Annotated in this window: 18 protein-coding genes; 15 read left to right on the top strand and 3 right to left on the bottom strand. The window is 71.5% G+C overall.

From position 1 onward, the window contains the following. Positions 1 to 106 precede the first annotated feature (106 nt). The 6 genes from OG574_RS19390 (at position 107) to OG574_RS19365 (ending at position 7,194) form a co-directional block, all read left to right on the top strand. Positions 107 to 1,420: a serine hydrolase domain-containing protein gene (locus OG574_RS19390; protein ID WP_326774254.1), complete on the top strand. Its 1,314-nt coding sequence runs from the start codon at positions 107 to 109 to the stop codon at positions 1,418 to 1,420. Between the two features lie 84 nt (positions 1,421 to 1,504). Next, positions 1,505 to 3,139: a peptide ABC transporter substrate-binding protein gene (locus tag OG574_RS19385; RefSeq protein ID WP_326774253.1), complete on the top strand. Its 1,635-nt coding sequence runs from the start codon at positions 1,505 to 1,507 to the stop codon at positions 3,137 to 3,139. Between the two features lie 63 nt (positions 3,140 to 3,202). After that, positions 3,203 to 4,126 (top strand): ABC transporter permease, encoded by a 924-nt coding sequence (locus tag OG574_RS19380; RefSeq protein ID WP_326774252.1) that lies wholly within the window; start codon positions 3,203 to 3,205, stop codon positions 4,124 to 4,126. After that, positions 4,119 to 5,147: an ABC transporter permease gene (locus tag OG574_RS19375; protein WP_100596607.1), complete on the top strand. Its 1,029-nt coding sequence runs from the start codon at positions 4,119 to 4,121 to the stop codon at positions 5,145 to 5,147. Before OG574_RS19380 ends, OG574_RS19375 begins: the two co-directional genes overlap by 8 nt. Positions 5,148 to 5,153: 6 nt before the next feature. Then, positions 5,154 to 6,128 carry an ABC transporter ATP-binding protein gene (locus tag OG574_RS19370; RefSeq protein WP_326774251.1) on the top strand — a complete coding sequence of 325 codons (975 nt, stop codon included), beginning with the start codon at positions 5,154 to 5,156 and terminating at the stop codon, positions 6,126 to 6,128. Further along, positions 6,121 to 7,194, top strand: coding sequence for an ABC transporter ATP-binding protein (locus OG574_RS19365; protein ID WP_100596609.1), 1,074 nt, complete (start codon positions 6,121 to 6,123; stop codon positions 7,192 to 7,194). The genes OG574_RS19370 and OG574_RS19365 overlap by 8 nt, the downstream gene beginning before the upstream one ends. A gap of 159 nt (positions 7,195 to 7,353) precedes the next feature. On the opposite strand, the gene OG574_RS19360 is transcribed toward OG574_RS19365, so the two are convergent. Continuing rightward, a complete protein-coding gene (locus OG574_RS19360; RefSeq protein WP_326774250.1) occupies positions 7,354 to 9,477 on the bottom strand; it encodes a S9 family peptidase in 2,124 nt (707 codons plus the stop codon). Positions 9,478 to 9,643: 166 nt separating this feature from the next. Here OG574_RS19360 and OG574_RS19355 point away from each other — a divergent pair, with 166 nt between their 5' ends. From OG574_RS19355 to OG574_RS19320, 8 genes are all read left to right on the top strand, one after another. Beyond that, positions 9,644 to 9,838 (top strand): hypothetical protein, encoded by a 195-nt coding sequence (locus OG574_RS19355; protein ID WP_100596611.1) that lies wholly within the window; start codon positions 9,644 to 9,646, stop codon positions 9,836 to 9,838. A 30-nt stretch (positions 9,839 to 9,868) separates the two neighbouring features. Then, positions 9,869 to 10,762 (top strand): N-acetyl-1-D-myo-inositol-2-amino-2-deoxy-alpha-D-glucopyranoside deacetylase, encoded by an 894-nt coding sequence (gene mshB, locus OG574_RS19350; RefSeq protein ID WP_326774249.1) that lies wholly within the window; start codon positions 9,869 to 9,871, stop codon positions 10,760 to 10,762. Beyond that, on the top strand, positions 10,762 to 11,241 hold the full coding sequence (locus tag OG574_RS19345; RefSeq protein ID WP_326774248.1) for a DUF6113 family protein: 480 nt from the start codon (positions 10,762 to 10,764) through the stop codon (positions 11,239 to 11,241). Before mshB ends, OG574_RS19345 begins: the two co-directional genes overlap by 1 nt. A 143-nt stretch (positions 11,242 to 11,384) precedes the next feature. Beyond that, complete coding sequence (locus OG574_RS19340; protein ID WP_326774247.1) at positions 11,385 to 13,343, top strand: hypothetical protein; 1,959 nt, start codon at positions 11,385 to 11,387, stop codon at positions 13,341 to 13,343. Positions 13,344 to 13,488: 145 nt separating this feature from the next. Further along, positions 13,489 to 14,409 carry an ABC transporter ATP-binding protein gene (locus OG574_RS19335; protein WP_326774246.1) on the top strand — a complete coding sequence of 307 codons (921 nt, stop codon included), beginning with the start codon at positions 13,489 to 13,491 and terminating at the stop codon, positions 14,407 to 14,409. Continuing rightward, positions 14,406 to 15,146 (top strand): ABC transporter permease, encoded by a 741-nt coding sequence (locus OG574_RS19330; RefSeq protein ID WP_100596615.1) that lies wholly within the window; start codon positions 14,406 to 14,408, stop codon positions 15,144 to 15,146. The genes OG574_RS19335 and OG574_RS19330 overlap by 4 nt, the downstream gene beginning before the upstream one ends. Before the next feature lie 35 nt (positions 15,147 to 15,181). Beyond that, complete coding sequence (locus OG574_RS19325; RefSeq protein ID WP_326778541.1) at positions 15,182 to 16,324, top strand: sensor histidine kinase; 1,143 nt, start codon at positions 15,182 to 15,184, stop codon at positions 16,322 to 16,324. Further along, entirely contained in the window at positions 16,321 to 16,935 is a 615-nt protein-coding gene (locus OG574_RS19320; RefSeq protein ID WP_100596616.1) for a response regulator transcription factor, read from the top strand. Before OG574_RS19325 ends, OG574_RS19320 begins: the two co-directional genes overlap by 4 nt. A gap of 4 nt (positions 16,936 to 16,939) precedes the next feature. Here OG574_RS19320 and OG574_RS19315 read toward each other — a convergent pair whose 3' ends face one another. Both OG574_RS19315 and OG574_RS19310 read right to left on the bottom strand, forming a co-directional pair. Beyond that, positions 16,940 to 17,782: a transglutaminase-like domain-containing protein gene (locus tag OG574_RS19315; RefSeq protein ID WP_326774245.1), complete on the bottom strand. Its 843-nt coding sequence runs from the start codon at positions 17,780 to 17,782 to the stop codon at positions 16,940 to 16,942. Positions 17,783 to 17,793: 11 nt separating this feature from the next. Beyond that, positions 17,794 to 18,819 (bottom strand): GNAT family N-acetyltransferase, encoded by a 1,026-nt coding sequence (locus tag OG574_RS19310; protein WP_326774244.1) that lies wholly within the window; start codon positions 18,817 to 18,819, stop codon positions 17,794 to 17,796. 140 nt (positions 18,820 to 18,959) lie between these two features. Here OG574_RS19310 and fdxA point away from each other — a divergent pair, with 140 nt between their 5' ends. Then, positions 18,960 to 19,280: a ferredoxin gene (gene fdxA / locus OG574_RS19305; protein WP_030573070.1), complete on the top strand. Its 321-nt coding sequence runs from the start codon at positions 18,960 to 18,962 to the stop codon at positions 19,278 to 19,280. Positions 19,281 to 19,311: the final 31 nt, after the last annotated feature.

The following is a 19,311-nucleotide window of genomic DNA, read 5'->3' as shown; positions in this document are numbered from 1 at the left end:
GGTGACACGCCGGTGACGGGCCGTCGGCGTATCCGGGCGGGTGGTCATGACGGTCCCGGTGTGGGCGATGATCCAGGAACGAGCGGGCGAGGGAGAGGGGCCACACATGCTGGACGACCTTGAGGCGCGGTGCGCGGAGGCGATGGCGGGGTACGGGTGCCCGTCCGTCTCGGTCGCGGTCGCCGTGCGGGGCGAGGTGATCCGCGCCGAGTCGTACGGGCTCGCCGACACCGGCGCGGGGATCCCCGCCACCGTCCGCACCCCGTACGCCCTCGCCTCCGTCACCAAGCCGGTCACGGCCGCGGCGGTCTGCGTCGCGGCCGACGAGGGGCTGCTCGACCTGGACGCGCCGGGACCCCTCGGCGCGACCCCGCGTCAGCTCCTGCGGCACCGGGGCGGGCTCGGCGCGCACTACGACTTCCACTACGGCGAGGAGGGCGAGCCGGCCATCGACGCGGAGCCGTACATACGGCTCCAGCGCGCGCCCGGCTCCGGCTTCGAGTACGCGAACCTCGGCTACCGGCTCCTCGGCCGGCTCCTGGAGGACGCCACCGGACAGGACCTCGCCACGTACGCCCGGGAGCGGGTCCTCGGGCCGCTCGGGCTCGACGGCTTCCGCATCGCCACGCACTGCCCGGGCGCCGCGACCCGCTACACCCCCGACGGGCGCCCCTATCCCCAGGGCCTGCGCACCAGCCATCCCGGCGCCACGCTCGGCTGGGCGACGGCACCTCAGCTCGCCCTCTTCGCCCAGTCGTGGCCGCGGCTCCTGAAGCCGGAGACGGCCGCCGCGGTCCTCGACGCCGTCCCGATCGGTGAGCACCTCGGGTACGGCCTCGGCTGGTGCGTCTCGCGCGGCGGGGGGCCGCTCCTGGTGAGCCACGGCGGAGGCATGGGCGGCGTGGCCGTGATGGCGGTGTCGGCGCCGGAACCGGGCCTGTCGGTGGCGGTCCTGACGAACACGACGGCGAAGGCGGCCCGTGACGCGGTCGTCGCCTACGTCCTGGGCGAGCTGGTGCCCGGGTTCAGGCCCGAACTGATCTCACCGGTGTTCTCCGTGCCCGCGCGCCCGCTGACCCTGCAGGAGGGGGAGTGGGCGGGCCACGCCTCGACGCCGGAGGGCGAGGTCCCGCTGCGGCTGCGGATCCTGCCGGGCGCCCGGGCCGAACTCGCCACCGGCGACGAGAGCGCCGCCGCCTCCGTCGACGCCACGGCCACCCTCGCCCTGCGCGGCTCCTTCCCCGTACAACTCCCCACCGCCGACGCGAGGGTCAGCGGTCCGGTGCTCGGTCTGGACCTGCGGCTGGAAGAGGGGCGGCTGACCGGGGTGGCCCGTGTTTACAAGGAGGGCGACCGGGAGGGGCTGATCGGCAACCTGCTGACCCACCCGTGCGAACTGGGGCTCGTACGGGCGGACTGAAAGTGCGTTATGTCTCTCCGAGGGTGATATTTGGGCCTAAGTGCCGTCAGGCGCGGACCCAGAAGCACTCCGAGGAGGCACTCCATGCGTGGAGCCACGCACGCCAAGTGGGCCGTATGCGCGGTGGCCGTCGCTCTCGCGGCGACGGCCTGTGGTGGTGGGGGCGGCAGCGGCGGCAGCGGTGGCGATGGCTCAGGGATCGTCCGTTCGTCCTGGGGTGACCCGCAGAACCCGCTGGAACCCGCGAACACGAACGAGGTGCAGGGCGGCAAGGTCCTGGACATGGTCTTCCGTGGCCTGAAGCGGTACAACCCGAAGACCGGCGCCGCCGAGGACATGCTCGCGGACAAGATCGAGACGACGGACTCGGTCAACTTCAAGATCACGGTCAAGGACGGCTGGACGTTCTCCAACGGCGAGAAGGTCACCGCGAAGTCCTTCGTGGACGCCTGGAACTACGGCGCGGACCTGAAGAACAACCAGAAGAACGCCTATTTCTTCGGCCAGATCGACGGCTACGACAAGGTCCACCCCGACTCCGGAACCCCGAGCGCCACCAGTCTGTCCGGGCTCAAGGTCACCGGTCCCCTCACCTTCTCGGTCAAGCTCAGCCAGAAGTTCTCGCTGTGGCCCGACACCCTCGGCTACGCGGCCTTCGCCCCGCTCCCCAAGGCCTTCTTCGACGACCACGACGCGTGGGTGAGCAAGCCGGTCGGCAACGGCCCGTACATGATCGACAGCTACACCAAGGGCTCCCAGATGTCCCTGCGCAAGTGGGACGACTACCCGGGCACCGACAAGGCGCAGAACGGCGGCGTGGATCTGAAGGTCTACACCGACAACAACACGGCGTACACCGACCTGACGGCCGGCAACCTCGACCTCGTCGACGACGTCCCGGCCTCGCAGCTCAAGAACGTCGAGGCCGACCTCAGCGGCCGGTACATCAACTCCCCCGCCGGCATCATCCAGACGCTCGCCTTCCCGTTCTACGACCCCGCGTGGAACAAGGCGGACAGCGACAAGGTGCGCAAGGGCCTGTCGATGGCGATCAACCGCAAGCAGATCACCGAGACGATCTTCCAGAAGACCCGGACCCCGGCCACGGACTGGACCTCGCCGGTCCTCGGCAAGGACGGCGGCTTCCAGGACGGGCTGTGCGGCGACGGGTGCGACTACAACCCCACCGAGGCCAAGAAGCTGGTCCAGGAGGGCGGCGGCATCCCCGGCGGCCAGGTGAAGATCGGCTACAACGCGGACACCGGCAGCCACAAGGAGTGGGTCGACGCCGTCTGCAACAGCATCAACAACGCCCTGGGGAACGACAAGGCCTGCGTCGGCCTGCCCACCGGCACTTTCGCCGACTTCCGCAACAAGATCACGCAGAAGAAGATGACGGGCCCGTTCCGCGCCGGCTGGCAGATGGACTACCCGCTCATCCAGAACTTCCTGCAGCCGCTGTACTACACCAACGCCTCGTCCAACGACGGCAAATGGTCCAACAAGGAGTTCGACAAGCTCGTCGACCAGGCCAACGCCGAGTCCGACCGCGCCAAGGCCGTCAAGATCTTCCAGCAGGCCGAAGGCGTTGTCAGGGACAACATGGCGGCCATCCCGCTCTGGTACCAGAACGGCAGTGCCGGCTACTCCGACAAGGTCTCCAACGTCGCCCTCAACCCGTTCAGCGTTCCGGTCTACAACGAGATCAAGGTCAAATGACGCCCGGGGAGCGGCAGCCCGGGGACTGACGGGCGGCCGCTCCCCCCGATTCCGGAGCCCCGTATGGGACGTTATGTGATCAGGCGTCTGCTGCAGATGATCCCGGTCTTCTTCGGCGCGACGCTGCTCATCTTCCTGATGGTCAACGTGATGGGCGACCCCATCGCGGGACTGTGCGGCGACAAGCAGTGCGATCCCGCCACGGCCGCTCAGCTCGAGAAGGAGTTCGGCCTCGACAAGCCCGTCTGGCAGCAATACCTGACGTACATGGGGAACGTCTTCACCGGCGACTTCGGCACCGCGTTCAACGGCCAGAAGGTCACCGAACTGATGGCGGCCGCCTTCCCCGTGACGATCCGCCTGACCGTCGTGGCGATCCTCTTCGAGATCGTCATCGGCATCACGCTCGGCGTCATCACAGGCCTGCGCCGCGGCCGTCCCATCGACACCACCGTGCTGCTGCTCACCCTGGTCGTCATCTCCGTCCCGACCTTCGTCACCGGCCTGCTCCTCCAGCTTCTGCTCGGCGTCGAGTGGGGGATCATCAAACCCGCGGTGTCCACCGAGGCGACGTTCTCCGAACTCATCGTCCCCGGCCTCGTGCTCGCCTCGGTCTCCCTCGCGTACGTCACCCGGCTCACCAGGACCTCGATCGCCGAGAACCGCCGCGCCGACTACGTCCGTACGGCCATCGCCAAGGGCCTCCCACGCCGCCGCGTCATCGTCCGGCACCTGCTGCGCAACTCGCTGATCCCGGTCGTCACCTTCATCGGCACCGACATCGGCGCCCTGATGGGCGGCGCCATCGTCACGGAGCGGATCTTCAACATCCACGGCGTCGGCTACCAGCTCTACCAGGGCATCCTCCGGCAGAACACCCAGACCGTCGTCGGCTTCGTGACCGTACTCGTCCTCGTCTTCCTGGCGGCCAACCTGATCGTCGACCTTCTGTACGCCGTACTCGACCCGAGGATCCGCTATGCCTGAACCCGAGCCGCCGGAGCCCTACTTGTCAGGCGGGGGCCGCGTCCCGGAGGACGGAGGGGCCATCGCCGCCACGGGCGCGGGCGGCGCCATGGACCTCGCCACGAGCGAGGGGACGACCTTGGAGCAGCAGCCATCAGCCGCCTCCGGCGGACGGGCTCCGGGCGGCCCCGAAGGCAAGCCGAGAAGCCTCTGGTCGGACGCCTGGCGCGATCTGCGCCGCAACCCGATCTTCATCATCTCGGGCCTGATCATCGTCTTCCTCGTGATCATTTCGATCTGGCCCTCGCTGATCGCCTCCGGCAACCCGCTCTCCTGCGACCTCGCCAAGGCCCAGGAGGGCTCCCAGCCCGGCCACCCCTTCGGCTTCAACGGCCAGGGCTGCGACGTCTACACGCGCACCGTGTACGGCGCCCGCACCTCGGTCACCGTCGGTGTCTGCGCCACCGTCGGCGTCGCCCTGCTGGGCAGCGTTCTCGGCGGGCTCGCCGGGTTCTTCGGCGGGGGGTGGGACGCGATCCTGTCCCGCATCACCGACGTCTTCTTCGCGATCCCGGTCGTCCTCGGCGGCCTGGTGCTCCTGTCCGTGGTCACCAGCTCCACCGTCTGGCCGGTCATCGGGTTCATGGTGCTGCTCGGCTGGCCGCAGCTCTCCCGCATCGCCCGCGGCTCCGTCATCACGGCGAAGCAGAACGACTACGTGCAGGCGGCGCGGGCGCTCGGCGCCTCCAACTCCCGGATGATGCTGCGGCACATCCTGCCCAACGCGATCGCGCCGGTCATCGTCGTCGCGACCATCGCGCTCGGCACGTACATCTCCCTCGAGGCCACGCTCTCGTACCTCGGCGTCGGCCTGAAGCCGCCCACCGTGAGCTGGGGCATCGACATCTCGTCGGCGTCGCAGTACATCCGCAACGCCCCGCACATGCTGCTCTGGCCCGCCGGCGCGCTCGCGATCACCGTGCTCGCGTTCATCATGCTCGGCGACGCGGTGCGCGACGCCCTCGACCCCAAGCTGAGGTAGGCGCCCATGCTGCTCGAAGTGCGCGATCTGCAGGTGGAGTTCCGTACGCGTGAAGGCGTCGCCAAGGCCGTCAACGGGGTCAACTACACCGTCGAGGCCGGTGAGACCCTCGCCGTGCTCGGCGAGTCCGGGTCCGGCAAGTCCGTGACCGCGCAGGCGATCATGGGCATCCTCGACATGCCGCCCGGGAAGATCACCGGCGGTGAGATCCTCTTCCAGGGCTCCGACCTCCTCAAGCTCAAGGAGGACGAGCGGCGCAAGGTCCGTGGCGCGAAGATGGCGATGATCTTCCAGGACGCGCTCAGCTCCCTCAACCCCGTCCTGTCCGTGGGCGCGCAGATCGGCGAGCTGTTCACCGTCCACCGGGGCATGTCCCGCAAGGACGCCAAGATCAAGGCCGTCGAGCTGATGGACCGGGTCAGGATCCCGGCGGCCAAGGAGCGGGTCGGCCAGTACCCGCACCAGTTCAGCGGCGGCATGCGCCAGCGCATCATGATCGCGATGGCGCTCGCGCTGGAACCGGACCTGATCATCGCCGACGAGCCCACCACCGCCCTCGACGTCACCGTGCAGGCCCAGGTCATGGAGCTGCTCGCCGAGCTCCAGCGCGAACTCAGCATGGGGCTCATCCTCATCACCCACGACCTGGGCGTGGTCGCCGACGTAGCCGACAAGATCGCCGTCATGTACGCGGGCCGCATCGTCGAGACGGCGCCCGTGCACGAGATCTACAAGGCGCCCGCCCACCCGTACACCAAGGGCCTGCTCGAATCGATCCCGCGCCTGGACCAGAAGGGCCAGGAGCTGTACGCGATCAAGGGCCTGCCGCCCAACCTGATGCACATCCCGCCCGGCTGCGCCTTCAACCCGCGCTGCCCGATGGCCCAGGACGTGTGCCGCGCGGACGTTCCCCCGCTCTTCGAGGTGAGCCCGACGCGCCGGAGCGCCTGCTACTTCTGGAAGGAGACGCTCGATGGCTGACCTGGCGAAAGAGGCGCACGCCGCCGCCCCCGTGCCGGCCCGTGAGCCGATCCTGGAGGTCAGCGGCCTGGTCAAGCACTATCCGCTCACCCAGGGGATCCTGTTCAAGAAGCAGGTCGGCGCGGTCAAGGCCGTCGACGGCGTCGACTTCGTGCTCGGCGAGGGCGAGACCCTCGGCATCGTCGGCGAGTCCGGCTGCGGCAAGTCGACCGTCGCCAGGATGCTGGTCAACCTGGAGCGGCCGACCGCCGGGCAGATCAAGTACAGGGGCGAGGACATCACCAAGCTGTCCGGGCGCGCCCTGAAGGCCGTACGCCGCAACATCCAGATGGTGTTCCAGGACCCGTACACGTCCCTCAACCCGCGCATGACGGTCGGCGACATCATCGGGGAGCCGTACGAGATCCATCCCGAGGTCGCTCCCAAGGGCGACCGGCGCCGCAAGGTGCAGGACCTCCTGGACGTGGTCGGGCTCAACCCGGAGTACATCAACCGGTACCCGCACCAGTTCTCCGGCGGCCAGCGCCAGCGCATCGGCATCGCGCGCGGCCTCGCCCTGCGCCCCGAGATCATCGTCGCCGACGAGCCGGTCTCCGCACTCGATGTCTCCGTGCAGGCGCAGGTCATCAACCTGCTCGACAGCCTCCAGAACGAGTTCGACCTCTCCTACGTCTTCATCGCCCACGACCTGTCGATCGTCCGCCACATCTCCGACCGGGTGGGCGTCATGTACCTCGGGCGGATCGTCGAGACCGGCACCGACGAGCAGATCTACGAACACCCCACGCACCCCTACACCCAGGCGCTCCTGTCCGCCGTGCCCGTCCCCGACCCGGAGGCGCGCGAGCACCGCGAGCGGATCATCCTCACCGGCGACGTGCCGTCCCCGGCCAACGTGCCCTCGGGCTGCCGCTTCCGCACCCGCTGCTGGAAGGCGCAGGAGCGGTGCGAACTGGAGGTTCCGGCGCTCGCGGTGCCCGCCGTGTTCCGCATCGGGGAGTCACCGGCGAAGCACGACTCGGCCTGCCACTTCGCCGAGGAGAAGCGCGTCGTCCCCAGCGAGTAGGCGTACGTGTCGTGACAAATGCACATCAACTTCGTTAACACACAGGCAACTTGACCGTCGCGGCACCGATATACGAACGCGTCAGGCTGAACAGCGTACGGCCGTGCGGGTGCCGTGGACCGGCCGGAGCGCGCCATGTCGCTCCGGCCGGTCGCCTTTCTAGACCAGTCCCAGCGAGCGCTTCAGGAAGTCCACCTGGAGCAGCAGCAGATTCTCCGCGACCTGCTCCTGCGGCGTCATGTGCGTCACGCCCGACAGCGGCAGCACCTCGTGCGGCCGGCCCGCGGCGAGGAGCGCCGACGAAAGGCGCAGACTGTGCGCCACCACGACGTTGTCGTCGGCCAGGCCGTGCACGATCATCAGCGGCCGGTGCTGCTCCGCCGCCTCGGCCAGACCGTCGTCGGTGACCAGCGAGTTCTTCGCGTACACCTGCGGCGCGGCCTTCGGGTCGCCCAGGTAGCGCTCCGTGTAGTGGGTGTCGTAGAGCCGCCAGTCCGTGACCGGGGCGCCCGCGATGCCCGCGTGGAAGACGTCGGGGCGGCGCAGGACCGCGAGCCCCGCCAGATAGCCGCCGTACGACCAGCCGCGGATCGCCACCCGGTTCAGGTCGAGCGGGAAGGCGTCGGCCAGCGCGTGCAGCGCCGTGATCTGGTCGTCGAGCGTGAGCGTGAGGTCGTCGCGGACCGCCTTCTCCCGGGCGGGGGAGTGGCCGGGGGTGCCGCGGCCGTCCGCGACGACCACCGCGAAGCCCTGGTCGGCGAACCACTGCGACGTCAGATGCGGATTGTGCGCGGCGAGCACCCGCTGCCCGTGCGGGCCGCCGTACGGGTCGAGCAGCACCGGCAGCGGCCCGTCGCCCTGCTCGTACGAGGACGGGAGCAGGACGGCGCACGGGATGCCGGCCGCCTCCGTGAGCGTCAGGCGGGGGCTCAGCGAGGGGCGCTCGGCGTGCGAGGCGACCGTCGCGATCTGCTTGCCGTCCCGCATCACCCGCACCCGCGTGCCCGGCTCGTCGGTGCGCGCCGACGCCAGGACGGTCACGCCGCCCGCGCGCACCGCGGAGTGCACGCCCGGCTCGTCCGAGACGCGCTCCACGCCCAGCTCGTTGACCCGGTACACATGCACCTCGCCGGTCTCCCGGACCGCCGCCGCCGAGCCGGCGGACGCCGAGATCAGCACGTCGCTCTCGCCCACGTCCAGGACCGCCCGCACATGCAACTGCGGCCCGGTCAGCGGCCGTTCACCGACCGCGAGGACTCGCGCCCCGCCCTCGTCCGCGATCCGCACGAGCTGCCCGCTCGGCGACCACGACGGCACGCCGGGGAACAGCTCCAGCCACTGCCCGTCCTCGTCCGCGTGCACCATCCGCGTCGAACCGTCGCCGACGTTCACCGCGAGATACAGCTCACTGAGCTGGTCACGGGCCTGTACGAGGATCAGCGGCGCCCCGTCGGCCGACCAGTGCACCCGCGCCAGATACGGGTACCTCGCCCGGTCCCACGACACCTCCGTGCGCGCCCCGTCCAGACCGATGACGAAGAGCCGCACCTCCGCGTTGGGCGTGCCCGCCGCCGGGTACGCGTTGCGGGCAGGCTTGCGGTCCGGGTGCGCCGGATCCGCGATCCACCAGCGCCGCACCGCCGCGTCGTCCGCCCGGGCCACCAGCAGCCGGTCCGATTCGGGCGACCACCAAAAGCCCCGCGAGCGCCCCATCTCCTCGGCCGCGATGAACTCCGCGAGCCCGTACGTGACGGTCGACGCCTCGTCCTCGCCCGGAGCGGCGAGGGCCCGGTCGCCCTCGCCGTCGGCGCCGACGACGCGCAGGGCGCCCCCGGACACGTACGCGACATGGCGGCCGTCCGGAGACGGGCGGGGGTCGATCAGCGGTCCGGGGACGCGGAGTTCGCGGGTCGTGCCCGCACGCAGTTCCGCCGTGAACAGCCGGCCGGACAGCGCGAACGCGGCCAGCTCCACGGCCGCGTCCGTCGCATAGGCGACGATGCCCGCGGCGCCCTCGCGGCTGCGCTCGCGCCGTGCGCGCTCCTCGTCCGACAGAGCCTCCTCGGCACCGCCCAGAAGGGCCCGGGGATCGGCGGCGATCCGCTCCTCGCCGGACGTCACATCGAGGACCCACAGGGCGTTCGCCCGATCGGTACCGGATCCGGACCGCAGGAAGGCGACGCGCTCGCCGTCGGGCGCCACCGTGAACGCCCGTGGTGCGCCGAGCGTGAAGCGCTGGGTGCGGGCGTGCTGGCGCGGAAAGGAGAGAGGCTCGGTGGTCATCCCCCGACCCTATGGGGCCGTGCCGCCGTGCGCCCCCCTTGCTGCCATGCACCGACTCATGCGGCGGGACGGATAGTTATGATCCATAGCGCTGCGTGGCTAAGGGACCGCCCGGTTCCCGCGTGGCGTACGGCAGTTGGACTCGGATCAAGGGAGGTGGACCGCTGTGGCACTCTCGATCTCGGCAGTGGTGCTGTTCGCGATCATCGTCTTCATTCTGATCAGGAAGTCGGGTCTGAAGGCCGGACACGCGATCGTCTGCGTCCTGCTCGGGTTCTACCTCGCCAGCTCCTCCATCGCCCCCACCATCAGCGAGCTCACGACGAACGTCGCGGGCATGATCGGCGGGATCAAGTTCTAGGGCCAGTCATGACGTCCTAGGCTGGGGCGCATGACGGAACTGCCCGACCGGCGTCTGCTCCTCGTGCACGCGCACCCCGACGACGAGTCGATCAACAATGGCGCCACCATGGCCAAGTACGCGGCCGACGGTGCCCACGTCACCCTGGTGACCTGCACCCTCGGCGAGGAGGGCGAGGTCATCCCGGACGTTCTCGCGCACCTCGCCCCGGACCGCGAGGACATCCTCGGCCCGCACCGCATCGGCGAGCTCACCGCCGCCATGAAGGAGCTCGGGGTCACCGACCACCGCTTCCTCGGCGGCCCCGGACGCTTCCGCGACTCCGGGATGATGGGCGCCGAGCAGAACGACCGGCCCGGCGCCTTCTGGGCCGCCGACCTGGACGAGGCCGCAGCCCATCTCGTCGAGGTGATCCGCGAGGTCCGCCCCCAGGTCCTGGTCACCTACGACCCGGACGGCGGCTACGGCCACCCCGACCACATCAAGGCCCATCGCGTCGCCATGCGCGCCGCCGAGCTCGCGGCCGAGCCCGCGTTCCGCCGCGACCTCGGCGACACCCACACCGTCGCGAAGATCTACTGGAACCGCGTGCCCCGTTCCGTGGTCGAGGAGCGCTTCCGCCGGCTGGCCGGTGTCCTCGGCTCGACCCCGTACGGGACCGCGGCCGAGATCGGCGACGTACCGGGCGTCGTCGACGACGAGCGGGTCACCGCCGAGATCGACGGCAGGGCCTTCGCCGCGGCCAAGACCGCCGCGATGCGCGCCCACGCCACCCAGGTCGAGATCGCACCCGGCGGCGAACCGGTCTTCGCCCTGTCGAACGGGCTCGCCCAGCCGGTCTTCGACGTGGAGTATTACGAGCTGGCGCGGGGCGAGGCGGGGGCGCCCTACGAGACGGACCTGTTCGCGGGAGTGGTGGCGTGATGAGTGGCGCAGGAAAGTCGGGCAACCCGGCCAAGTCCGGGCGGTCGGCGGCGTCGAGCGGCGCCGCGAAGCCCCCGGCCGGCCCGGCGGTCCAGCCGGTGGGGACCGGCCCCGACGCCGGGCGCATCGCCGTGCTGGCGGGACTCCTCGTGCTCGGCGCACTTGTCGGGGTGGCGGGGTCCCTGGTCCAAGGCGGCCTGTTTCCGGGCGGGTTGCTCCTCGCGCTGCTCGGCGCGGCCGGCGCGTTCCTCGGCGGGGCGCGGGCGACGGGCACCCGGGGCGGGGCCGTCGCGCCCGCCGTGGGCTGGGCCGTCACGGTCATCCTGCTCACGTCGACCAGGCCCGAGGGCGACTTCCTCTTCGGCGCGGGAACCGGCTCCTATCTGTTCCTTCTCGGCGGGATGGCCGTCGCTGTGATGTGCGCCACCCTGGGTTTGCCGCAGCAACCACCCCGACCCGACGCCCGACTTGGGAAGTGACGTACCACTTCGGCCCGTGCCCCGTACGGATTTCGTCGGCGGTCACCGGATGTGTTCCGGCCGCGGCCAGTATGGTGGTGCGCGCCGCCGAGCAGCCCGCGTGAGGTCGAGACGGGCGGCGGAGCCAACCGGGAGAACCTGCTTTGAGTCGTGAAACTGACAGTTCGTCCTCCGGGCCCCAGGGGCGCGGCGGTGCCGCGTACCCCTCGGGGACGCCTCCGTACGGCACCCCCGCCCAGGGCGCCGGGTCCGGCGACGGTGCGCCCGGCGATGCCGGGCAGCCCGCCGAGGGCCGGCCGGTCCCCGAGGAACGCAAGACGGAGACCACGCTGACGACGCGGATCCGGATCAACATCCCCGGATCGCGCCCCATCCCCCCCGTAGTGATGCGCACGCCCATGAGCGACGTGGACGCGGGACCCGCCACCCCGGACCCGGCCGCCGCGCCGGTCCCGGCACCCGAGACCCCGGCCCCTCCTGCTCCGCGGACGGCTCCTTCGGGTGACGGCCAGGGCGCACCGGCCGCGGAGGAGAAGACGAGCGACTGGTTCGCGCCGCGCAAGTCGGGCCCGCCTCAGCGGGGCGGCTCCGCCGATGCTCCCGCTCCGGGCAACTCCGGTACGGTGCCGGGCCAGGCGGGCGGCGCCGCCGCGCCGCACGGCCGCCCGCCGCAGTCCGGGAGCTCCGGCGACCCGCACCGCGGCGACCTGCCCTACTTCGCCGGGAACGCCGACGGCACCGGCCCCGGCGTCCCCCCGCGCGGCCCCGCGGGACCGACCACGGGACCCGTCGGCGGCAACAGCCCCATGGCGCGCCCCGGCGGCGACAACCCGATGGCGCGCCCCGGCGGCCCTCCCGGAGGTCCTATGGGCGGTCCTATGGGCGGCCCCCTCGGCGGCCCTCCCGGCGGTCAGCGGCCGCCGCAGATGAGCGACGACACCGCGATCCTGACGCCGCAGAAGCCCGCGCCCGAGCCGGGCCCGGGCGGCCATGTCTCCGGTGAGACGCTGACCAGTGGCATCCCGGTCGTCCGGCCGGGCCTCGGCGGACCGAACGCGCCGTTCGCGCCCGGCCCGCGTCCCGAAGGCCCGCTGCCGCACACCCCGCCGAAGCTCCCCGACCCCGTCGGCCAGAGCGCCCCGGCCGCGCCCCGCAAGAAGAAGGGCCGCAACAAGCTCGTCCTCGTGGGCGCGGGTGCCGTGGGCCTGGTCGGTGTCGCGTACGGCGCCGGACTGCTGATGAGCCACTCGGACGTGCCCAAGGGCACCACCGTGCTCGGCGTCGACATCGGCGGCGGCACGCGTGACGAGGCCGCGGCCAAGCTCGACACCGCCTTCGGCAAGCGCACCACCGACCCGCTCCAGCTGTCGGTCGACGGCAAGTCCGTGCCGCTCAGGCCGGACCAGGCGGGCCTGAGCCTGGACAGCACGGCGACGGTGGCGGCGGCCGCGGGCAGCGACTACAACCCGGTCTCCGTGATCGGCTCGCTGTTCGGCAACGAACGCGTCGTCGAGCCGGTCATGCCCGTGGACGAGGAGAAGCTCCGGGCCGCCCTCGAACGGGCCGCAGGCGACGCCTCCACGGGCGACGGCACGATCAGGTTCGTCCCGGGCAAGGCCATCGCCGTGTACGGAAAGACGGGCAAGGGCATCGACGTCGCCCGTTCCTCCTCGTCCGTCGAGGAGGCGTACCGCGCGCACGTGGAGACGGGCGCCGCGCGGGCCGTGCCGATGGCGACGACGACCCGCAAGCCCACCGTCTCGAACGCCGAGGTCGACCGGATGATGAAGGAGTTCGCGCAGCCCGCCATGTCCGCGAACGTCGTCATCAAGGCGGGCAACGCGCAGATCCCGTTCGGCCCCGCCAAGTCGCTGCCGCAGATCCTCGGCGTCAAGGCGGTCAACGGCAAGCTCGTCGACGTCTACAACCTGCCGGCCCTGAAGAAGCTGTACGGCAACACGTTCGACGGCATCCTCATCACGCGCGGCACCGGCAAGAAGACGCCGGTGAACCCGAACGACGTGGCTGCTGCAATGCGACAGGCCCTCAAGGGCAAGACGCCCGCCGAGCGCACCGGGACCATCGAGACCAACCCGGGCTAGCCGGCACGTACGTCACATACCGGGCGGGTCCCCTTCGTGGGGGCCCGCCCGCTGTGCTGCCGCCCGCGGACATGACATCTGTCATCCCGGACACCGGCCTGCCGACACTGCCGGGCACCCGCCCCCACCCGCCAGCATGGATGCCATGACAACGACAGCACAGGCCACCGCGGTGGTCGGCTTCGAGCAGGTGAGCAAGAGCTACGGGGACGTCAGGGCCGTGGACGGGCTCACCCTCGAACTGCACCCGGGCGAGACCGTCGCCCTCCTCGGCCCGAACGGCGCGGGCAAGTCCACCACCCTCGACCTCCTCCTCGGGCTGCGCCCGGCGGACACCGGTTCCGTCCGCGTCTTCGGCACCAGCCCCCGGGACGCGATAGTCCAGGGCCGCGTCGGCGCCATGCTGCAGAGCGGCGGCCTGATGGACGAGGTCACCGTGGCCGAGCTCGTGAAGCTCGCCTGCGCCCTGCACCCCAAGCCGTACAAGCCGGGCGAGGTGCTGTCCCGGGCGGGCATCACGCAGATCGCCGACCGCAAGGTCAACAAGCTCTCCGGAGGTCAGGAGCAGCGTGTCCGCTTCGCCCTCGCCACCGCCGGGGCCAACGACCTCATCGTGCTCGACGAGCCGACCACCGGCATGGACGTCTCCGCCCGCCAGGCGTTCTGGGCCACGATGCGCGAACAGGCCGACCAGGGCCGCACGGTCCTCTTCGCCACGCACTACCTGGAGGAGGCCGACGCGATCGCCGACCGCGTCCTCGTCCTGCACCGCGGCCGCCTCCTCGCCGACGGCACAGCCGCCGAGATCAAGGCCAAGGCCGGCGCCCGCAAGGTCGCCTTCGACCTGGAGGGCGACATCGACGAACCGGCCCTGCGCGCCCTGCCGTTCCTCACCACCCTCGACGTGTCGGGCCGCACCGTCCGCCTCCAGTCGAGCGACGCCGACGCCACCGTGCACGCCCTGTACGGACTCGGCGTCTACCCGCGCAACCTGGAGGTCGCGGGCCTCGGCCTGGAGCAGGCCTTCGTAGCCATCACCACGGCCGAGGAGGCCAGGACGTCATGAACAGCCTGATCAAGCTCGAGATCACCCGGGCGCTGCGCAACAAGAAGTTCCTGTTCTTCTCCGTCGTCTACCCGTCGGTCCTGTTCCTGCTCATCGCGGGCAGCTCCGACAGCTCGACCATGGTCGACGGCACCGGCCTGAACCTCGCCGCGTTCATGATGGTGTCGATGGCGTCCTTCGGCGCCCTGACCGCCGTCCTCATGGGCAACAGCGAGCGCATCGCCAAGGAGCGCGAGAGCGGCTGGGTGCGCCAGCTGCGCCTGACGACGCTCCCCGGGCGCGGCTACGTCCTCGCCAAGACCGCCAGCGCCGCCGTGGTCAGCCTGCCGTCCATCGTCGTCGTCTTCGTCGTCGCCGCGGTCACCAAGGGCGTACGTCTCGACGCCTGGCAGTGGCTCGCCCTCGTCGTCGCGATCTGGGCCGGCAGTCTCTGCTTCGCCGCGCTCGGCGTCGCCATCGGTTACCTCGCGACCGGTGACGCCGTCCGCCCCATCACGATGATCGTGTACTTCGGCCTGTCGATCCTGGGCGGCCTCTGGTTCCCCTCGACCGGCTTCCCGCAGTGGCTCAGCGACATCGCGTCCTGGCTGCCCACACACGCGTACGCTGCCCTCGGCCAGGCCATCGAGCTGGGCAACGCCCCGCACGCCAAGGACGTCACGCTGATCGTCGCGTACTTCCTGGTCTTCGCGGGCGGCGCGGCCTGGCTGTACCGGAAGGACACCCTGAAGGCGTGAACGCCAAGACGCCGGACGAGATCAGGCTCACCGGCATGGGGCAGTCGCCCCGCAACCGCCGTGAGGCCCTGCGCAAGCTGCTGTGGATCGGCATCTGGCTGGTCTTCATGGCGGATCCGATCGACGACCTCGTCAACGGCGGCCACACGGCCTGGGCCACCGCGCTCGGCTGGCTCGGCCTGGTCGCCTTCGTCGGCGTCTACCTGGCCCTCGTCTTCCGCCACACCGCCCGCGCCATGGGCCGGGGGCGGCTGGTCGCGATCCTCGGGGCGCTCGCCGCGGTCGCCGTCGTCATGTCCCTCACGCTCGGCGCCCCCTGGCTCGTCCTGTTCGTGTACGTCTCCGTGTCGTGCGGGGCGGTGCTGCCCATGCGGTACGCCCGCTGGTCGATCGTCGCGGTCACGGCCGCGATGGTCCTCCTCGGGATCCCGCTCGGCCGGGGCTGGGACCTCGGCCTCGTCGTGCCCGCCCTCCTCGGCGGCTTCGCGATGACGGGCGTACGGCAACTCGTGCGCACGACCGTCGAACTGCGCCGGGCGCGCGCCACCGTCGCCCAGCTCGCGGCCAACGAGGAGCGCCTGCGCCTCGCCCGCGACCTGCACGACCTCCTCGGCCACTCGCTCTCCCTGATCACGCTCAAGAGCGAGCTCGCCGGCCGTATGCTCCCCGACCACCCCGAGAAGGCGGGCAAGGAGGTCGCCGACATCGAGCAGGTCAGCCGCCAGGCACTCGTCGACGTACGGGAGGCCGTCACCGGCTACCGCCGCGCCCGCCTCGGCACCGAACTGGCCGGAGCGCGCGCCGCGTTGGCCGCCGCCGGCATCGAGGCCGACGTCCCCGTGGACTCGCCCGACGACCTGCCCGCCGAACAGGAGGCCGCCCTCGCCTGGACTCTGCGCGAGGCCGTCACCAACGCCGTACGGCACAGCGGCGCCCACCGCTGCACGGTCGGCATCGCCCTCCGCCAGACCCTCGGCGGTCCCGTCATGGAGCTGACCGTGGAGGACGACGGGGCCGGCGCCGCGGCGGGCGGCAGCCTTGTTCCGGGCAACGGCCTGACGGGCCTGCGCGAACGCGTCGAGGGCGTCGGCGGCACTCTGGATGCCGGGCCCGGGCGGGACCGCGGGTTCCTGCTGGTGGCCCGGGTGCCGGTGGGCTCCGTAGGATCCGGCGCATGAGCGCTCAGATCAAGGTCCTGCTCGCGGAGGACCAGTCGATGGTGCGGGAGGCCCTCGCGGCGCTCCTCGGCCTCGAACCCGACATCGAGGTCGTCGCCCAGGTGGCGCGCGGCGACGAGGTCCTTGAGGCGGCCCGCGCCCACGGCCCCGACGTGGCGCTCCTGGACATCGAGATGCCCGGCATGACCGGCATCGAGGCCGCCGCCCAGCTCAGCGAGCACCTGCCCGCCCTCAAGGTCGTCGTCCTCACCACGTTCGGCCGCCCCGGCTATCTCCGTACGGCGATGGAGTCCGGCGCCCACGCGTTCCTCGTCAAGGATGCCCCCGCGGCCCAGCTCGCCGACGCCGTACGCAAAGTGCTCGCCGGTGAGCGCGTCATCGACCCCACCCTCGCGGCCGCCGCGCTCGCCGAGGGCGCCAACCCGCTGACCGACCGCGAACGCGAGATCCTGCGCGCGGCGGCCGACGGCTCGACCAACGCCGAGCTGGCGGCGGCGCTGCACCTGTCCCAGGGCACGGTCCGCAACTACCTCTCGACGGCCATCCAGAAGCTCGCCGTGCGCAACAGGGCGGAGGCGGTACGGATCGCCCGCGAGAAGGGGTGGCTGTAGCCGGTCAGTTCAGCATCGCCCGGGCCGCCCGCGCCTGCGCGCGTACGGTCTCGGCGGCCGGGGCGTCCACGGCTCCCACCACCTCCGCGTACGCGTCCAGCTCCGCCGCCCCCGCGAGGAAGTCCCCGCTGCGGACGAGGAGCTGGGCCCGTTCGTAGCGCAGCCGGGCGGGGTGCGTGGGCAGCAGCAGCGACAGCTCGACCGCCCACATCGCCACGTCCGAACGCTCCGGCCGCGTCGCCGCCCACGCGCGGATGTTGCTCAGGATCCGCAGCACGACGTCCAGCGGATCGGCCGGTTGCAGCATCGACGCGCTCAGCGGAGCCCCCGTCGCGCCGGCCACGAGCAGCTCCGCGTCCGCCCCGGTCAGCACCTGGCCCCCGTCGAACGGATCGGCGAGCACCTGATCCTGCGCGGGTCCGAACCCGACCACGAAGTGCCCCGGCAGCGCCACCCCGTACACCGGCGCCCCGGCCCGCCGCGCGACCTCCATCCACACCACCGACAACAGGATCGGCAGCCCCCGCCTGCGGCGCACGACCTCGTGCAGGAGCGAGGACTCCAGCCGCTCGTAGTCGCCCGGCGTGCCACGGAAACCGCAGCGGGCCCCCAGCAGCTCGGCCAGCGCCGTCGCCCACGCCCGCGGTCCGCCGGGACGGAACGGCACCTGCCCGGCGAGGCGGTCGAGGTCCATCTGGACGGCGTCCATCCCGGCCTCGTCGAGCGAGCTGTCCGCCTCGGCAGCCACCAGCAGGCACAGCTGAGACAGATCGGGCCGCTCCGCCCGCGCCTCCTCGGCGAACCGCCGGCGCAGCTCCTCGGAGCGGGGGGAGATGTGGGGGGACATACCTGCCTCGCTCAGTGTCCGGCCGAATCCGGGTCCCGGTCCGGTTCCGGGGCACGGTAGTGGTGGTACGCGTGGTGCGCGGCGAAGCCGAGCCGCCCGTACAGCGCCCGGGCCCCCTCATTGTCCGTCTCCACCTGGAGCCAGGCCGCCGATGCGCCCTCCTCCAGCGCGCGGCGCGCGAGCGCCGTCATCACGGCCGACGCCAGGCCCTCCCGCCGCCGCGACGGAGCCACCTCGACCGCCGCGAAACCGGCCCACCGCCCGTCCACGACGCACCGCCCGATCGCGTCGGGCTCCCCGCCGTCTCCCGGCACGGTCGCGAACCACACCGAAGGCCCGGTGGTCAGCACTTTCAGGGCCACCTCGCTCGCGCCCTTGCGCTGATACCGGCCGAGCCACGACTCGCCCGGCTCCCGCGTCAGCCCGACCCGGTCGCCGAGGTCCACGCCGTCCGCGACCGGCGCGAGCCCGCCGACCCACATCTCCGCGCTCACCTCACGCACCCACCCCCGCGCCTCCAGCTCCGCGCACAGCAGCTCCTGCGTGCCCTCGGCGCCGGTCGCGGTCTGGATGTACGCGGGCAGCCCGCGCCGCTCGTACCAGGCACGGACGCGCGTGAGCGCCTCGTCGAGAGGGAGCCCCGGATCGCCCAGCGGCAGCACCGAATTGGCCCGCCGCGTGAACCCGCCGGCGGCCCGCAGCTCCCAGCCGCCGAGCCGCTCGCTCTCCACGGGCTGCCACGCGCGCGCGGCAGCCCGCGCCAGCTCCTCGTACGACGCGGCGGGCCCGCGGCGCCGGGCGGGCGCGGACGGCACGACCTTGCCCGCGACCAGGGACGATTCCGCAATACGGACCTGCTCTCCGCCCCGTTTTGTGATGAGCAGCACACCGTCGTTCCACGATGTGAGAACTCCGACCGTGTCGGTGAACTTCGCACCCGGCGAGCCGACCTCGGTCAGCCGTCGCACGGAGACACGTTTTCCCACGTCAGAGGCCGTCAAGCGAAGCTCGAGCCGTCCGCCCGCAGTGAATTCCACAGCTCGTTCCACCCCTCCTGTTCGGATCATGCCCAGGAACGGAGATACTAGGTGCGGGCATCGACGACGCCGCGCTCCCGCGCGCCACGCGGACGAGCCGCAGATCGGCCCGCCGCGCCCTACCGAGGAGGAACGACAGCGTGACCTACGTCATCGCGCAGCCTTGTGTCGACGTGAAGGACAAGGCGTGCATCGAGGAGTGCCCGGTCGACTGCATCTACGAGGGCTCCCGGTCCTTGTACATCCACCCGGACGAATGCGTCGACTGTGGAGCCTGTGAGCCGGTCTGCCCGGTCGAGGCGATCTTCTACGAGGACGACACTCCCGAAGAGTGGAAGGACTACTACAAGGCGAACGTCGAGTTCTTCGACGAGCTCGGTTCGCCCGGCGGCGCCAGCAAGCTCGGCCTGATCGAGCGCGACCACGCCTTCATCGCCGCGCTTCCGCCGCAGAACCAGTAAGCGGCCGCATATCGCACCGCCCCGGTCCCGT

The organism is Streptomyces sp. NBC_01445 (assembly GCF_035918235.1).
Lineage (GTDB): Bacteria > Actinomycetota > Actinomycetes > Streptomycetales > Streptomycetaceae > Streptomyces.
The sequence above is the reverse complement of the archived record's forward strand: the minus strand, read 5'-3'. Positions and strand labels throughout refer to the sequence as shown.

Coding starts and splice junctions, on each gene's coding strand:
- OG574_RS19360 (WP_326774250.1), bottom strand. CDS start 9,477: ATGACCACCGAGCCTCTCTCCTTTCCGCGCCAGCACGCCCGCACCCAG.
- OG574_RS19380 (WP_326774252.1), top strand. CDS start 3,203: ATGGGACGTTATGTGATCAGGCGTCTGCTGCAGATGATCCCGGTCTTC.
- mshB (WP_326774249.1), top strand. CDS start 9,869: ATGACGGAACTGCCCGACCGGCGTCTGCTCCTCGTGCACGCGCACCCC.
- OG574_RS19315 (WP_326774245.1), bottom strand. CDS start 17,782: ATGTCCCCCCACATCTCCCCCCGCTCCGAGGAGCTGCGCCGGCGGTTC.
- OG574_RS19320 (WP_100596616.1), top strand. CDS start 16,321: ATGAGCGCTCAGATCAAGGTCCTGCTCGCGGAGGACCAGTCGATGGTG.
- OG574_RS19390 (WP_326774254.1), top strand. CDS start 107: ATGCTGGACGACCTTGAGGCGCGGTGCGCGGAGGCGATGGCGGGGTAC.
- OG574_RS19325 (WP_326778541.1), top strand. CDS start 15,182: ATGGGGCAGTCGCCCCGCAACCGCCGTGAGGCCCTGCGCAAGCTGCTG.
- OG574_RS19330 (WP_100596615.1), top strand. CDS start 14,406: ATGAACAGCCTGATCAAGCTCGAGATCACCCGGGCGCTGCGCAACAAG.
- OG574_RS19385 (WP_326774253.1), top strand. CDS start 1,505: ATGCGTGGAGCCACGCACGCCAAGTGGGCCGTATGCGCGGTGGCCGTC.
- OG574_RS19335 (WP_326774246.1), top strand. CDS start 13,489: ATGACAACGACAGCACAGGCCACCGCGGTGGTCGGCTTCGAGCAGGTG.
- OG574_RS19375 (WP_100596607.1), top strand. CDS start 4,119: ATGCCTGAACCCGAGCCGCCGGAGCCCTACTTGTCAGGCGGGGGCCGC.
- OG574_RS19370 (WP_326774251.1), top strand. CDS start 5,154: ATGCTGCTCGAAGTGCGCGATCTGCAGGTGGAGTTCCGTACGCGTGAA.
- OG574_RS19345 (WP_326774248.1), top strand. CDS start 10,762: ATGAGTGGCGCAGGAAAGTCGGGCAACCCGGCCAAGTCCGGGCGGTCG.
- OG574_RS19365 (WP_100596609.1), top strand. CDS start 6,121: ATGGCTGACCTGGCGAAAGAGGCGCACGCCGCCGCCCCCGTGCCGGCC.